Genomic DNA, 14,710 nt, shown 5'->3' on the forward strand with positions numbered 1-14,710 from the left:
GCGATGAACCGTTTGACGACCTCAAGGGGCGAGTTCGAACTCGCCCGTTTCCCCGAGCACTCCCGGCAGGAGCTGCGCGCCTGGGACGCCGCCGACGAGTATCTCCTGCGGCACCTCGCAGGAGAGGACGGCGAGCCGGTCGCCCTGTCCGGCACGGTGGTCGTGTCCGGTGACCGGTGGGGAGCACTGGCCACCGCGCTGGCCGCCCACCGGCCCGCGCCCGTGCAGATCACCGACTCCTTCCTCACCCAGGAGGCGACCCGGGCGAACCTCGCCCGCAACGGGATCGATCAGGACGCCGTCCGGCTCCTGTCGACCGCGGACGCGCCTCCGGAGCGGATCGACGTGCTGCTGGTCAGGGTGCCGAAGAGCCTGGCGCTCCTGGAGGACCAGCTGTGCCGGCTGGCCCCGGCCGTGCACCCGGGCACCGTCGTCGTCGGCACCGGGATGGTCACCGAGATCCACACCTCGACGCTGCGGCTGTTCGAACGCGTCCTCGGGCCGACCAGGACGTCACTGGCCGTCAGGAAGGCACGGCTGATCTTCTGCACGCCGGAGCCGCGCCCGGTCCCGGCCGTCAACCCCTGGCCGCTGAGCTACACGCTGCCCGGCGACGTCGGAGCGGTCTCCGGCCTGACCGTCGTCAACCACGCGGGAGTCTTCTGCGCCGACCGCCTCGACATCGGCACCAGGTTCTTCCTGAGGAACCTTCCCGGCCGCAAGGGGCCGGAGCACGTGGTCGACCTGGGCTGCGGCAACGGGGTCGTCGGCCTGGCTGTGGCGCTGGCCGACGAGGAGGCGCGGGTGACCTTCGTCGACGAGTCCCACCAGGCGGTCGCCTCGGCGCGGGCCACGTTCCTGGCCAACGACGTCCCCGCCCCGGACAGGGCGGAGTTCCTCGTCGGCGACTGCCTGTCCGGGACGCCCGCCGGATCGGTCGACCTGGTGCTGAACAACCCGCCCTTCCACAGCCACCGGGCGACGACCGACGAGACCGCCTGGCGGATGTTCACCGGCGCCCGCGCCGCGCTGCGCCGCGGAGGTGAGCTGTGGGTCGTGGGAAACCGGCACCTCGGCTACCACGTGAAGCTGCGCAGGCTCTTCGGCAACTGCGAGGTCGTCGCGAGCGACCCGAAGTTCGTCGTCCTGCGGGCCGCCAAACGCTGACGCCGTACCGGATCGGCCCCGCACCGCCGCACGGCCCACGCCAGGTAGGCGGGTGTCTCGTCGGTGACGACGCGTTCGACGCCGTAGCCCGCCAGGCGCCGCCACGCGACGGGGTCGTTGGGGGTCCAGGCGTAGACGGCGACCCCGGCCCGCGCGTACGCGCGGGCCAGCTCCCCGGTGAGCCTGTCGTGACGGATTCCGACGAAGGCGAACCTCCTGGCCAGCGAGACCGGAGGGGCCGTCCTGGCCAGCAGGCCCCGGCGCGCGTGGATGGAGCGCACCGCCCGCAGCGTGTCCGGGGAGAACGACATCAGGCTCGCCCACCGGTAGGCGTTCAACCGGCGGTACTCGCCGGAGAGGGAACGCAGGTCCGCCGCGTCCGGGACCTCCTTGAGGTCGAGCAGTGTCCGGCCGCCGGCCGCGCGCAGGAGCCGCAGCGCCTCGTCCAGCGTCGCGGGCCGCTCGCCGCCCAGGGTGCGCAGCGCGCGGAAACGGGACAGGGTCATGCCGGAGACCCGTCCCGTGCCCGTGGTCGTCCGGTCGACCGTGGCGTCGTGCATCAGCACCGGCTGGTGGTCCCTGGTGAAGTGGACGTCCAGCTCGATCTGCCCGGACCCCGCCGCCAGGGCGTCACGGAAGGCCCTGAGGGTGTTCTCCGTGCCCGGCGGACCGTACCCGCGGTGGGAGACGACGGCGGGCGCCGGGCACCCGGCCGGGACCGGGGAGGGGAAGGCGGTCCGCCCACCGCCCCGGCCGAGCATCACGACGGCCAGGGCGGCGAGCACCAGCATCCCGCGCGCGAACCTGACGGCCGCCGGGCTACCGGAGGACACGAGGGTGGATGTCGGACCGGGGAGCAGGAAGCCGGGGAATGGTACACACAGTTATTGACTGTAACTGTGTGTCACCAATCCGCAAAGGGCCGGTCATGCCCGGTACGGCCGCCGGCCTGGACCGGCGGCCGTACCGGGTCACCGGTCATCGGTCGCCGCGTACCTCGACCCGCTGCCTGCGGTAGTTCGCGCCCGGCCCGCCCGGGCGGTAGCCGCGCTCCACGTTGCCCGCGATGTCCACGGAGAACCAGTGCACCTCGGTCGTACGGTCGACCGTGATCCGCTGCGCCCCCTCACGCGTCCCGGCGGCGACGAGCTTGGGGGAGTTCAGCGTCGGCCTGCTGCCGTCCAGCGTGTAGTAGACGTTCGCGGGCTCGTCGGTGGTGAAGGTGAACGTGGCCGAGGTGCCGGTCCTGCCGGTCACCTCCAGCTCGGAGCCGGGACGCCGCCGGTCGCCCGAGTAGGCCCTGGCGACCTCCAGGATGGCGATCTGGCCGCTGGAGAACTCCATCGCCTCCTCGTGCCCCTCGGCGAACGGAGGCTGGAAGCCGACCGGCTGGAAGCGCTTGGTCGCCGGGTCGTAGAGGTCGGCGCCGACCTCGAAGTCCCAGCCGATGATGCCGCGGTTGTACCAGTGCTCGTCGGCGCTGTTGCCCGCCGCCGAGTACAGCACGTCGGGCACCGGTCCGGTACGGCCGGGCCAGATCGCGGTGCCACGCCTCTCCTGCACCGCGGACAGGATGTGCCGGGAGGACTCCCAGAAGTAGTTCTCCGTGCCCAGATCGATCCGCGGCAGCGTCTCGCGACCGGCCTCCTTGTAGGAGCCGGGAGGCCACATGAAGTAGCCGCCGTAGGAGTGGGTGTTCATCGCGAACTTGATGTTGGGGTACTTCCTGGTGAGCCAGACCTGGTTGCGGTCCTCGGGCTCCGACAGTTCGGACGGGCCCGCGAACACGCCGCTGGTGCAGTCCGAGGAGGCCCCGAGGTAGCCGTCGAACATGGAGCCGACGGAGAAGTTACGGTTCAGGTCGACGCCCCACGAGTTGCGCGAGGCCGGGTCGGCGGCCTTGGCCGGGCAGTGGTTGGTCATGTTCTTGCGCTGCATGTTGTAGTCGTAGAAGCTGTAGTGCGCGCCGTCCGGGTTGGACGTCGGCAGGATGAAGATGTCGAGGTCGTCGACGATCCTCCTGGTCCGCGGGTCGTGCGCGTAGTTGCGCAGCAGCCGTTCCGCCGTCTCCACACAGACCAGCGGGGTCACCCACTCGCGGGCGTGCTCCTGGCAGTAGAGGAAGACGCCGACCTTCGGGCCGCCCCGTTTGGTGCCGACGCGCAGCGCCTTCATCTGGAACGGCTCACGCGAGACGCTCCGCGGCGCCTTCAGGCCGTCGGTCAGCCTGGTCGCGGGGGCCGCGGCGACCAGACCGCCGCCCTGGTCGCCCCGGTAGGTGGCGGCGGTCAGCAGCGCCGAGGCCGCGGTGTTCGCGTTGAGCGCGTCGACCACCTGGCGGGCGGTGCTGGAGATCGCGCCGGAGGCGTCGGTGGCCAGGCCGACCACGACGTCCTTGCCGGTGACCGTGACGGTCAGCGGGGAGGAGGCGGCCTCGGGGCGGGTCAGGGCGAGGCTGACGTCGTTGCCGCCCTGCGAGCCGTACGCGGTCGAGGTCACGTAGAACGTGCTCGCCGCACCCGTGCCGAACTGCGCCTGCGCGGCCCTGCGGTAGCCGTTCGTCTTGTACGGCAGGTCGATGATCTGGGTGATCCTGGGGAACTCGGCGGCCAGGGCGGTGATCCGGCCGGTGACCTCGGTCGGGTCCATGTAGTGGTCGACGAAGTCGGAGACGTAGTGCCCGCCGGGCGGCGTGCGCCGTTCGCCGAGCCACTTGGTGACCGGGACCGTGACCGAGCCGCCGCGGCTGCTCTTGATCGTCACCCGGGAGGGGGCCTGCGTCACCGGCAGCGGGTAGTCGAAGCGGTGGTACATGTACTGCCCGGCGTCGGTGAAGCGTGACAGCGTGGCCGTGCCGCCCGAGTCGGGGGGAGTGCCCCGCCCCGAGTCCCAGGTGGCGGTGAGCACGGTCTCGGCGTCGGTCGCGCTCGACTTGACCTCGACCGAGAGGAACCGCCGGTCGTCGGTGCTGGTGAACCACTCCGCGCGCAGCGGGGTCAGGGTGTCGTTCTGCTGCGCGGCGGTGACCGCGGCCGACATCGCGGTCCGCCGCTCCGCCTGGTTCGCCGCGAACGCGGCCTGGCCGGGCACGGCGTCACGGACGTCGAAGCCCTGCCCGCGCAGCTCCCGCGCCTCCTGGGGGCTGAGTACGGCGTGCACCTCGATCCCGTCGTCGACGGCCTTGCGGTACTCCGCGAGGTCGACGCCCAGGGCGTTGAGACGGTCGACGGCCGCCTGGTCGGGGACGACGACCCGCAGCAGGGCGACCCCGTCCTGCGTGGTGCTCGGCTGCCGGTCGGGGACCACCTCACCGCCGGACAGGGCCGGGGGAGCGGGACTGGCGAGCACCGGGGTGGCGCCGAGCGCCAGGACGACGGGCAGGACGAACGCGGCCACGACGCGGCCGCTCCCTCTGTCGTTGAGAGAACTTCTCATGCGAGATTCCTCCAGTTGGTGTGCTCGGCCGAGTAGGGGGTGTCACGGAATGAGCACACAATCGGAGGGAAATCTTGATCGATAAGATCATCTTCGTCAAGTCCCCCAGTTTGGATGTCGTAGGGTTATACGATTCCCGTTCGATTTAAGTGAAATTTCACTATGTGTCGTTTGGATTGTGTTGTCCGGGGTGACCTGAACGCCTGTGGCCGTGGGTCTCGGGGATGCGCGCTCGGGGGTGTGGCCAGGCCGTACGGCGTTTTCCTCGGGGCCCGGTCGCTCTTCGCTGGATTTCCCGGGATATGGGTCTTCGCTTTACGGATAATCTCCTACGCGGGAGAACGCGTGTTCCGGATGCCCAGAAAGGTCGTGTGGTCTCACGGCTGCCGGAGGTGGAACACCGGGAAAACGTGCCCTGTCATTTCCGTTGTCGGAACGTGAGGTCGTTCACCGCTTCACGAGACCCGGGCCGGGGAAGCCGGAGACGAGCGGCTCCGATGCGCTCTCGCCCGGAGAGACGCCCGGGAGACGCCCGGGAACCGCGCGATCGCCCGCGGGCCGGGGCGCCGACAGTGAGGTCGTGCGTCCGGGCGCGGACGGCGGTGCGCCCCGCAGGACGTCACATCCTACGGGGCACAGGGGCGGCACAGGGGCCGGAGGGTCAGCTGGGCAGCTGGTGGCGGAGCAGGAAGTCCCACAGGACTTCGTGCGCCTTGATGGTCTGGGTGGTCGTACCGCTTCCGCCGCTCTCGGCCTGGGCGCCCGGCCAGGTGTGGCCGCCACCGTCGATCGCGACGTGCTCGACTTCCGCGTCCTCGGTGCAGTTCCCCCACAGGGAGATCGCGATGTCGGGGGAGACGCTTTGGTAGGAGGCCCGCCTGGCGCAGTCGTTGCGCACCACCCACTCGAAGACCCAGCTCTGGATGTCGGGAAGGTCCCGGTCGGTGTCCCCGCCATAGGGGATGGTGCCATCGTTCGTTCCATGGAAGTCGATGACCGAGACGGCGCGAGTGGGGCTGCAGTTGTCGCGGGTACCGAGGTAGAAGGCCCCGGCCACCGGTGCGATCGCGGCGATCCGATCGGCCATGCGGCAGGCCAGCAGCCCGGTGAACCCACCGCCGTTGGACTTGCCCGTGGCGTACACCCGCCGCTGGTCGACGCAGAGGTTGTTCTCCAGGGTGTTCAGCAGGGTGGCGGTGAAGGTGACGTCGTCCACGCCGGATGCCGCGTAGGGCGCGCCCTGCCACGCCTGCCGGTTGCCGCCACCGGTGCCGATGACACCGTTGGGGTAGACCACGATGGCGGGAAGCGTGGAGAGCTCGGAGAACCCCTCCATCTCCGCACCGGTACCGCCGCGCCCGTGGAAGGCGAGGACCACCGGCCAGGACTGCTGGGAGGTGTAGCCAGAGGGAAGGTGGAGCTGGTAGGTCCGGGTGGTTCCCTGGCTGGTCAGGGAGTTCAGGACGCTCGTGCCGGGCGTCTGCGGGGCCGGTGTGCCGCAGCCGGGGGAGACGGAGACCGTCCGGGCGGCGGTCACGGCGTGCGCGGGGGCGGTCATGCCGCCCAGCACCAGCAGGCCGGTGGCCGCCGTCGCGGTGAGGGCGTGCAGGAGAGATCTCGCGGCTTTCATGGAAGCTCCTGTCGTCGGTCGTGTTCGCGCGTGGCGCGCGGGTTTCGGTGCGGGGTTCACGGCCGTACGTGTGAGCGAATAGTCCACTTTATGCTTTTCATGATCAATGTATCTTTTGAGGCAACGACAGCCGGGGCGAATCATGTCCGATGTCCCCGTGTCCACCGGTGAAGGTCCGGTGCTCCGGCTGTGGATCGTGATCAGGCTGGGGCGTGGCAGCCGAGATCGCTTCGGACTCCCGGAGCCGCGAGCCCGGCAGGACGGAGGGATGGCGTCGACATGGCAGAGCCGGTGTGGACCGCCCACGGCTTCCGGTCCGAGAACGACGCCAGGCGGTTGATCCAGCGGGCTTCTACAGGTCGAGCCTGTGCACCTGGTCCGTCACGGCTGTCAGGAGGGCGGTCAGCGCGGGAGTGGGCGGGGTGTCTCGGGTGACGGCGACCAGGCGGCGTCTGAGGGTGGTTTCCGCGATGTCCCGGATCGCGAGGGCGGGGTCGTCGCCGGGCAGGCTCAGGGTCGGCATGAGGGCGACGGCGGTCGCGGCGCGGACGAGTTCGAGTTGGACGTCGGCGTCGCTGGAGCGGTGCCGGATGTCGGGCTCGTAGCCGCCGAGCGCGCGGCAGGTCCCGACGACCATGGCGTGGTGGCCGGTGCCCTCGGCGGAGGCGGCCCAGATGTCGGATCGCAGGTCGGCGACCGCCACGGGTCTCCCGGGCCGGGCGAGTGGATGCGCGGCCGGCAGCACGATCTTCAGGTGTTCTTCGAGCAGAAGCGTGAAGCGGAGTCCGGCCGGGCGGGGGCGAGGATGGCTGTCGTACTCGTCGCCGATGACGAGGTCGACCGCGCCCAGGCGTAGACCTGGCAGGGACTGTTCGAGTTCCAGCTCGAAGATCTCCACGCGAACCCGCGGGTGGTCCGCCTTCATGCGGGCCACCGCCGGGATGAGGAGGCGGCGGGCCGCCGACTGCATGCCGCCGGCGCGGACGGTGCCCCGGATGACGCCGCTGAGGGCGGCGAGGTCGGCCTCCGCCGCCTCGGCGGCCGAAAGCAACACCCGCGCGTGCCGGGCGAGCAGGCGTCCGGCGTCGGTAAGCCGCACACCGCGCCCGGCCTTGTCGAGCAGCCGGGAGCCGGCCTCCTTCTCCAGCAGGGCGAGCTGCTGGGAGACCGTGGAAGGGCTGTAGCCCAGAGCCGCGGCGACCGCGGCCAGGGTGCCTCGTTCCTCGAACTCCCGCAGGAAGCGCAGCCGTCGAAGGTCCAGCTCGATCATTCGGGAATCCTAACGAGTCACCTCCGGGAATCATCGCTGGACCCGATGGATCAAGTGCCCAATCCTTGGCGCATGGGTGCAGCACTGTGTCTTTTGTCCGCGGCCTGCTTCGGCGCTATGGCGATCTTCGGCAAACTCGCCTACGACGCCGGTGTCTCCCCCGGGGCGCTGCTGCTGGTGCGCTTCACCCTGGCCGCCGTCCTGCTCGGGATCGTCCTGCTGGTACGGCCGGGGCTGCGCCGCGCCGCCTCCGGTTCTCCCCGAGGTGAGGCGGCCAGCCGGCCGGCGATGACGCGTGGCCGGGTGACGGCCGTCGCCTTCGGCCTGGGTGCCGTCGGGTACGCCACGCAGGCGAGTCTGTTCTTCTCCGCGCTGCAGCTGATGGACGCGTCCCTGCTGGCTCTGATCCTCTACACCTACCCGGTCATGGTCACCGTGGTGGCGGTGCTGCTCGGCCGTGACCGGCTCACCCCCGCGCGCGGAGCGGCGCTGGCGGCCGCCTCGGGCGGAACACTGCTGGTCCTGCTCGGCGCCGGCGGCGTGAGTTTCCACCCGCTCGGGGCGCTGCTGGCCTTCACCTCCGCGATCACCTACACCGTCTACATCCTCGTCGCCGACACCGTCGTGCACCGGCTGGCACCGATAGCGCTGTCCGCGCTGGTGATGACCGGGGCGGCCGGCACCCTCGGCGCCCGTGCCCTGCTCACCGGCGGCGTCGATCTCGGTTTCGGGGTGCCGGGATGGCTCTGGCTGGCCTGTATCGCCGTGGTCTCCACCGTCGTGGCGATGCTGACCTTCTTCGCCGGGCTCAGGCGCACCGGCCCGTCGACCGCCGCCATCATGTCCACCTTCGAGCCCGTCGTCACCGCCGCGCTGGCCGCGCTCTTCCTCGGCGAGTCCCTGACCCCGGTGCAGCTCGCCGGTGGCGCGCTGGTGCTGTCGTCCGTGGCCGTTCTCCAGCTCCGGCGCGCCGGCGCGCGCACGAACCCCTCGTCCGCGCCGGTCACCCTGACCACCGGTGATCATGCCGTATCCCGGAGCGGGTGAGTCGGCGGACCTACGTCGGGCGGTCGTCCGGCCCGCCGGTCACGGCCTTCTGGCCAGCCACACGGTCCTCACGGTACGGACGGTGAGGTCCGTCCGCCGCAGCACGCACTCCGGGCCGTCGCCGTCGAGGAGAACGTCGAGAGCGGTCAGGTCGTCGGCGTCCAGCAGGTTCTCGACGCCGGAGCGGATGCGCCGCAGGGCCGCCAGGGCGTAGCGGCCCGTCGCGGCGGGCAGCGGCGGCCGCAGGTCGATGGCGAAGCTCCGCTCGGTCTCGACGGTGAACCCCGCCTCGGCCAGCGGCACCCCCCAGTCGGAGCCCAGGAGCGGCATGTGCTCGGCGCGCATCTCCGCCATGAGGGCGTGACAGCGCGCCTCAAGCCCGGGACGGCCGACGCCCTGGTCGTCGGGCAGGAAGCGCGGCATCGGCAGGGAGTCCATTTCGAGTACGGCCAGCAGCCCTCCGGGTCTGAGGGCCGCGTGGACGTCGGCCAGGACACGGCCGGGGTCCGCCATGTGGTGCATGGAGGCAGAGGCCCAGACCAGGTCGACGGCGCCGACGGACGGCCAGGCGGTGTCCAGGTCCGCCTGGACGGTGCGGACCCGCCGGTCGAGGCCGAGGGCGCGGGCCCGGTCCGTGAGGCGGCGCAGCATGTGCTCGTCCTGGTCGAGGGCGATCCCCTCGGCGTCCCCGAACCGTGCGAGCAGCGTCAGGACGCCGGTTCCCGTGCCGCTGCCCAGGTCGAGGATCGTACGGGGCGGCGAGTCCGCGGTCAGTCCGGCGATCAGGTCCGTCACCTCGGCCAGGTGGGCGTGCAGGACCTCCGCGTCCAGGTCGAGTAGCTCGGCCATGCCCGCGCCGTCGTGGTCGGCGGTGGCGTGGTGGTGATGGTGGTGGTGAGGGTTTCCCATGAGGGAACCCTACGAGGATTTTGCGTTGATGACATACCATCTTGCGTATGAAGCAAGACGGTGATCTCGACAGCGTGGTGCGCGGGCGGATCAGAGGGCTGCGCGTGGCCAGGGGCTGGTCGCTCGACGACCTGGCGGGCCGCTGCTACCTGAGCCCCTCGACCCTGAGCCGCATCGAGACCGGCCACCGGCGCATCAGCCTCGACCAGCTCAGCGCGATCGCCCGGGCCCTGGGCACCACCATCGACCAGCTCGTCGAGCCCGTGGGCGACGAGGACGTGGTGATCAGGCCGAGGCACGACGAGGCGCGGGGGCTGACCACCTGGATGCTGGGCGGGCGCGACGGGCCGCACGGGGTGACCGTCGCGAAGATGCGCGTCACCAAGCCCGTACGGCGCGGCGTCGACGAGCTGAAGGTCCACCCCGGCAGAGACTGGTTCACCGTCCTGTCCGGAACCCTCACGCTGCTGCTGGGGGAGCGGACCATCAGGGTCGAGGCCGGGCAGGCGGCCGAGTTCTCCACCATGATCCCGCACGCCTTCGGGGCCGAGGACGGCCCGGCGGAGATCCTGTGCGTCCTCGACCACGAGGGGCAGCGCACCCACCTGTGGCAGCTGCCCTGACCGGCCCGGCCGTACCCGTGACATGAGGTCCGGGCACGGCCGGGCCGGTCGCGGCGTCACACCACGGCGGGCCTGAGCGCGTCCGGGGTGTACAGCGCCGCCAGTTCGGCGGCGATCTCGACCGGTGTGGGCAGTGCCTCGATCTCGGCCCTGACCTCGTGCGCCGTCGCGCGCAGCGCCTCGTCGGTCAGCAGGCGCTCGATCAGCGGCACCTCCAGGTCACCGATCAGCGTGGTGAGCGCGCTGCCCCTGGCGGCCAGCGTCTCGGCGTTGATGTGCCGGTCGGCGCCGTTGGGCAGGATGAGCTGCGGAACGCCCAGCGCGGAGCAGGTCAGCGTGGTGCCCGCGCCGCCGTGATGGATGGCCGCCGCGCTGCCGCGCAGCAGAGCCCCGAGCGGCACCCAGCCGGTCACCCGGACGTTCGGCGGCAGGGGCGTGGACCACGAGGTCTCGCCGGAGCCCGTGGCGATCACGAACTCCGCGTCCACCGCCTCGGCCGCCTCGATGATCGGGGCGAACTCGCCGAGCCCGTGGGTCTCGGGAACCACCGTGCCCAGGGTGACCGCGACCCGGGGCCGGTCACCCTCGTCGAGCAGCCACTCGGGCAGCAGCCCGCCGCCGTTGTAGGGCGTGTAACGCATCGACCACCGGGGCCGGAGCCCGATCTCCAGGGAGGGCGGGACGACGCCGATCGTCTCGATGCCCTTGGGCACCGTGACACCGTGGCGCAGGAACGCCTCGTTCGCCGGCGCCCGATCGAAGATCTCGGGCTCGAATCCGCCGACCCCGTAGCTGTGCGCGACACACGGCACGCCCAGCTTGGCGGCGGCCACCGGCCCCGCGGTGAAGATCGGGTCGTAGACGATCAGGTCCGGGCGCAGGCGCTCGGCGAGCCTGACGTGTCCGTCCACATAGCCGTCCCACATCGCGACGACGAGCGGCTTGATCTGCTCCAGTTCCTCGGGACTGATGCCCTCCCGGGGCTGCTGGAGACGCTCGGCCGCGGGGCCCTCCTTGAAGTCGGCGATCATTCGCGCCGTGGTGAGACCGGGTACGGCGTCCAGTGTGAGGAATCCGGCGTCGCGGACCGCGAGGGCGTCCCCGGCGGCGGCGAAGGTGACCTCGTGTCCGGCGAGGCGGAACGCCCACGCGAGCGGCACCATGGGAAACACATGCCCGATTCCCGGAGCAGGTACGAAAAGCACGTGCATTTTCTGACAGGTCCCCTCTGTCGTTTGACACCCTGTTTTCTTGACCTTGCTCTTCCGGGGTCAAGTCAACCGAATCCCCCACGTGTTGATCAAGAGCCACCCGGGTGACTTCTCACGTGATTCAGGGCACCAGGACGATCTTGCCGCGTCCGTGCCCCTCCTCGCTGAGCCGGTGCGCCCCGGCGGCGTCGGCCAGCGGGAGGACGGCGCGGATCGGCAGGGCGAGGGTCCCCGCCGCGTGCAGGGCCAGGGCCCGTGCCACGGCCTGGACACCGTGGCTCTCCCCCTCGCCGCCCCCGGTGAAGCGCGTCCCGGTCTCGACGGCCTCCGGCACGCTCACGATGCCGACGATCCGCTCAGGACCGCCGAGGAGGTCGACCGAGCCGGCCAGCGCGCCCCCGGCCGCGTCCAGTACGGCGTCCACCCCCTCGGGCGTCACCTCACGAACCCGGTCGAACACCCCCTCTCCGTAGGAGACCGGAACCGCACCGAGCTCACGCAGGTAGTCGTGGTTCGCCGTGCCGGCCGTACCGACGACACGGGCGCCGGACGCGACCGCGAACTGGACCACCAGGCCGCCGACGCCGCCGGCGGCCCCGTGGACCAGCAGGGTCTCCCCCTCACCGACCTTGAGGAGATCCAGCACCCGGTTGGCCGTCTCCGCCGAGGTGTACAGCCCGGAGGCGGCCTCCCAGGACAGGTCGTCCGGTTTGGCGGAGAGCAGGGCGGCGTCGGCGAGGGCGTACTCGGCGTACGCGCCCGTGACCGGGCCGAGGACCTCGTCCCCGACCGCCCAGGCGCTCACTCCCTCACCGACGGCCACCACCTCACCGGCCGCCTCGCCCCCCGGCGTGTACGGCAGGTCGACCGGCAGGAACTCCTTGAGCAGCCCGGCCCGGATCTTCCAGTCGACCGGGTTGACCCCGGCGGCGCGCACCCGCAACAGCACCTGGCCGGGACCGGGGGAGGGGACGGGCACCTCGGCGAGCCGCAGCTCCTCGGCGCCTCCGTAGGAGGAGACGACGACGGCCCTGCCGACGGTGGGGAAGGACGAAGAGGACATGACACTCCTTGAGCCGTGATCGGGGCGCGCGGGCGGTGCACCGCGCACCGGGACATGGCCGAAACGGTCCCATCCCCCGAGACGGACGAGAAGCGGAGTGTTTTCCCTAGGATCGAAAATCCTAGTCTTACAGTCGGGAATCCGGAGGGCGCCCCGCGGACGGAGATCCGTCCGCGGGGCGCGGCTGTCAGCCCGAAGAGCCCGTCAGGGCAGCGTCCGCAGGTAGGTCGGGGCCTTGCGCACCTGGCTCGCCTGCTCGAACGCGTAGCTGATGGCGATCAGCGTCGGCTCGGAGAATCGGCCGCCGAAGAACGTCACGCCGAGCGGCAGCACGTCCTTGGCGTATCCGCCGGGGACCGTGACCGCCGGGTAGCCCGCCATGGCCGAGGGCGAGGAGGTGGCGACGAAGTCGGTGAAGTCGTCACCCTTGGCCAGGTTGGTCACCCAGGCCCCGTTGTTGGTCGGGGCGAGCACCGCGTCGAGCCGGTTGGCGGAGATCACGGAGTTGATCGCGTCACGGGAGAGCGAGGTCGCCTTCTCCCTGGCCGCGCGGTACTCGAAGTCGTTCAGGTCGCCGCTGGTCGCCTGCGACTGCTCGAACAGCTCCTGCCCGAAGTAGCGGAGCTCGGTCGAGGCGTGCTTCTTGTTGAACTCGATCAGCCCGGCCAGGTCCGCCGGGTGCCGTCCGGGGGCCTCGGCCAGATAGGCGTTGATGTCGTGCTTGAACTCGTTCGTCAGAGCCGGGAACTCCTGCTCGGCCGCCTCGGCCGTCCCCGTCAGTTCGAGGTTGTCGACCACGGTCGCTCCGCGCGCCTTGAGCGTGGCGATGGTGGCGTCCAGGGCGGCGACAACCTCCCGCTTGTTCCCCGCAGCCGAGCGCCAGACGCCGATGCGCTTGCCGGCGAGCGCGTCCGGCCGCAGAGCCTTGAGGTAGTCGCGGTTGCCGCCCGGAACGGTGGCCGGATCGCGCGGGTCCACCCCCTGGATGACCGAGAGCACGGCGGCCGCGTCGGTGACGTTCCTGGTGAGCGGACCCGCGGTGTCCTGGGCCAGGGAGAGCGGCACCACTCCGGTGCGGCTGACCAGGCCGACCGTCGGCTTGACCCCGACGACGCCGTTGATGCCGGCCGGGCAGACGATCGAACCGTCGGTCTCGGTGCCGACGGTGACCGCGGCCAGGCTCGCGGCGGCGGCGACCCCCGAACCGCTGCTCGACCCGCAGGGGTTGCGGTCCAGGACGTAGGGGTTGTTGGTCTGGCCGCCGACCGCGCTCCACCCGCTTGAGGAGGCGCTGGAACGGAAGTTGGCCCACTCCGACAGGTTGGTCTTGCCGAGGATCACCGCGCCCGCGGCGCGCAGCCGCTGGACCAGGAAGGCGTCACGGGCCGGGCGGGAGCCGAGCAGTGCCAGCGAACCGGCGGTCGCGCGTCCGGTGGCGGCGATGTTGTCCTTGAGCAGGACGGGGATGCCCTCGAGGGGGCCGCGCGCGCCCTGGCGCCGCCGCAGGTCGCTCTGCTTCGCCTCCCGCAGCGCCGCGGGGTTGGTCGCGATGACCGCGTGCAGCAGCGGGTCGACCGTACGGATCCGGTCGAGGTAGAAGCGGGTGAGCGCCACCGAGTCGAAGCGCTTCTGGTTCATGGCGCGCTGCATGTCCAGGACGGTCGCGCGGTCCAGGTCCAGGCCGCGCAGGACGGTGCTCGACGGGGGTACGGCAGCCTCGTGGGCGTGTGCCGGTGCGGCCACGGACAGCCCGGCGACGAGTGACGCCGCCGCCAGCCACCGCGTGGAATGCGTGAAAGTCATGGACGACCAGCGTAGCGATCATGCTTTCTGAGGAAAATGTTTCCGGTTCATACTTTTGCCGGACAGGGCTCGCCGTGATGGGCCGGCGGACCGCGGTCCGCGAGGGGATCTCGCGGACCGCGACCTCTCAGAGACGGTGGACGGCTCCTCTGATCGACCCCTCAGCCGGTTCCTCGGCCAGGAGGGGGCTCGGCGAGCCGCCACCGACGAGCACCTCCGCCCAGAACACGAACCCCGCGACCACGTAGTCGGAGTCTCTGTCCTGGTCCAGGAGGAACATCCTCGCCTTTCCCCAGTTCTCTCCGACCCGGCGCTCCTCCGAGCGTGTCACCTCGGGATCGGCGACGGTGAGGCGCAAACCGAAGTGGAGGGCGGGCAGGGAGATCCGTGAGACGTCCTGGAACAGAACGTCGAACACCCTCGGCCGCTCCTCGTCCTCGGGGTCACCCTGGAAACCTCGCAGCAGCACCTTGCTGTGCCCCACCTCGATCGCCCAGGGCTTGAACCGCCCCGGCAGGACGAGCGGGAGCCGTCCGTTCTCGATCGACATGT

The 14,710-nt window shown here is 71.1% G+C and carries 12 protein-coding genes; 3 read left to right on the forward strand and 9 right to left on the reverse strand.

Features of this window, described 5'->3' with window-relative positions:
- The first annotated feature begins 3 nt into the window (after positions 1-3).
- Positions 4-1,167: a methyltransferase gene (locus ACFYY8_RS06905; protein WP_390037948.1), complete on the forward strand. Its 1,164-nt coding sequence runs from the start codon at positions 4-6 to the stop codon at positions 1,165-1,167.
- Here the strand turns inward: ACFYY8_RS06905 and ACFYY8_RS06910 are convergent.
- The 4 genes from ACFYY8_RS06910 to ACFYY8_RS06925 form a co-directional block, all read right to left on the reverse strand.
- The gene (locus ACFYY8_RS06910; protein ID WP_390037950.1) at positions 1,077-2,000 is read right to left on the reverse strand and encodes a glycerophosphodiester phosphodiesterase; all 924 of its coding nucleotides are present in this window, start codon (positions 1,998-2,000) and stop codon (positions 1,077-1,079) included. The two genes, ACFYY8_RS06905 and ACFYY8_RS06910, sit on opposite strands and share 91 nt — an antisense overlap.
- Positions 2,001-2,145: 145 nt before the next feature.
- Positions 2,146-4,602: a M14 family zinc carboxypeptidase gene (locus ACFYY8_RS06915; RefSeq protein ID WP_390037952.1), complete on the reverse strand. Its 2,457-nt coding sequence runs from the start codon at positions 4,600-4,602 to the stop codon at positions 2,146-2,148.
- 661 nt (positions 4,603-5,263) lie between these two features.
- On the reverse strand, positions 5,264-6,232 hold the full coding sequence (locus tag ACFYY8_RS06920; RefSeq protein ID WP_390037954.1) for an alpha/beta hydrolase family esterase: 969 nt from the start codon (positions 6,230-6,232) through the stop codon (positions 5,264-5,266).
- Between the two features lie 352 nt (positions 6,233-6,584).
- Positions 6,585-7,502 carry a LysR family transcriptional regulator gene (locus ACFYY8_RS06925; RefSeq protein WP_390037956.1) on the reverse strand — a complete coding sequence of 306 codons (918 nt, stop codon included), beginning with the start codon at positions 7,500-7,502 and terminating at the stop codon, positions 6,585-6,587.
- A 72-nt stretch (positions 7,503-7,574) separates the two neighbouring features.
- On the opposite strand from ACFYY8_RS06925, the gene ACFYY8_RS06930 reads away from it, so the two are divergent.
- On the forward strand, positions 7,575-8,549 hold the full coding sequence (locus ACFYY8_RS06930) for a DMT family transporter (RefSeq protein WP_390037958.1): 975 nt from the start codon (positions 7,575-7,577) through the stop codon (positions 8,547-8,549).
- Between the two features lie 39 nt (positions 8,550-8,588).
- Here the strand turns inward: ACFYY8_RS06930 and ACFYY8_RS06935 are convergent, their stop codons facing one another.
- Positions 8,589-9,458, reverse strand: a complete 870-nt coding sequence (locus tag ACFYY8_RS06935) for a class I SAM-dependent methyltransferase (RefSeq protein WP_390037960.1) — start codon at positions 9,456-9,458, stop codon at positions 8,589-8,591.
- A gap of 47 nt (positions 9,459-9,505) precedes the next feature.
- Between ACFYY8_RS06935 and ACFYY8_RS06940 the strand changes: the two genes are divergently transcribed.
- Positions 9,506-10,081: a helix-turn-helix transcriptional regulator gene (locus ACFYY8_RS06940; RefSeq protein ID WP_352009406.1), complete on the forward strand. Its 576-nt coding sequence runs from the start codon at positions 9,506-9,508 to the stop codon at positions 10,079-10,081.
- 56 nt (positions 10,082-10,137) lie between these two features.
- On the opposite strand, the gene ACFYY8_RS06945 is transcribed toward ACFYY8_RS06940, so the two are convergent.
- The 4 genes from ACFYY8_RS06945 to ACFYY8_RS06960 all read right to left on the reverse strand — a co-directional run bounded on the left by ACFYY8_RS06945 (position 10,138) and on the right by ACFYY8_RS06960 (position 14,708).
- Positions 10,138-11,244, reverse strand: a complete 1,107-nt coding sequence (locus tag ACFYY8_RS06945) for a nucleotide disphospho-sugar-binding domain-containing protein (protein WP_390037962.1) — start codon at positions 11,242-11,244, stop codon at positions 10,138-10,140.
- Between the two features lie 169 nt (positions 11,245-11,413).
- The gene (locus ACFYY8_RS06950; protein WP_390037964.1) at positions 11,414-12,355 is read right to left on the reverse strand and encodes an NADP-dependent oxidoreductase; all 942 of its coding nucleotides are present in this window, start codon (positions 12,353-12,355) and stop codon (positions 11,414-11,416) included.
- Positions 12,356-12,559: 204 nt separating this feature from the next.
- Positions 12,560-14,158 (reverse strand): amidase, encoded by a 1,599-nt coding sequence (locus ACFYY8_RS06955; RefSeq protein ID WP_390037966.1) that lies wholly within the window; start codon positions 14,156-14,158, stop codon positions 12,560-12,562.
- A 127-nt stretch (positions 14,159-14,285) separates the two neighbouring features.
- Positions 14,286-14,708: a hypothetical protein gene (locus ACFYY8_RS06960; RefSeq protein ID WP_390037968.1), complete on the reverse strand. Its 423-nt coding sequence runs from the start codon at positions 14,706-14,708 to the stop codon at positions 14,286-14,288.
- Positions 14,709-14,710 lie beyond the last annotated feature (2 nt).

The organism is Streptosporangium sp. NPDC001559 (assembly GCF_042893955.1).
In the GTDB taxonomy this organism is placed as follows: Bacteria; Actinomycetota; Actinomycetes; order Streptosporangiales; family Streptosporangiaceae; genus Streptosporangium.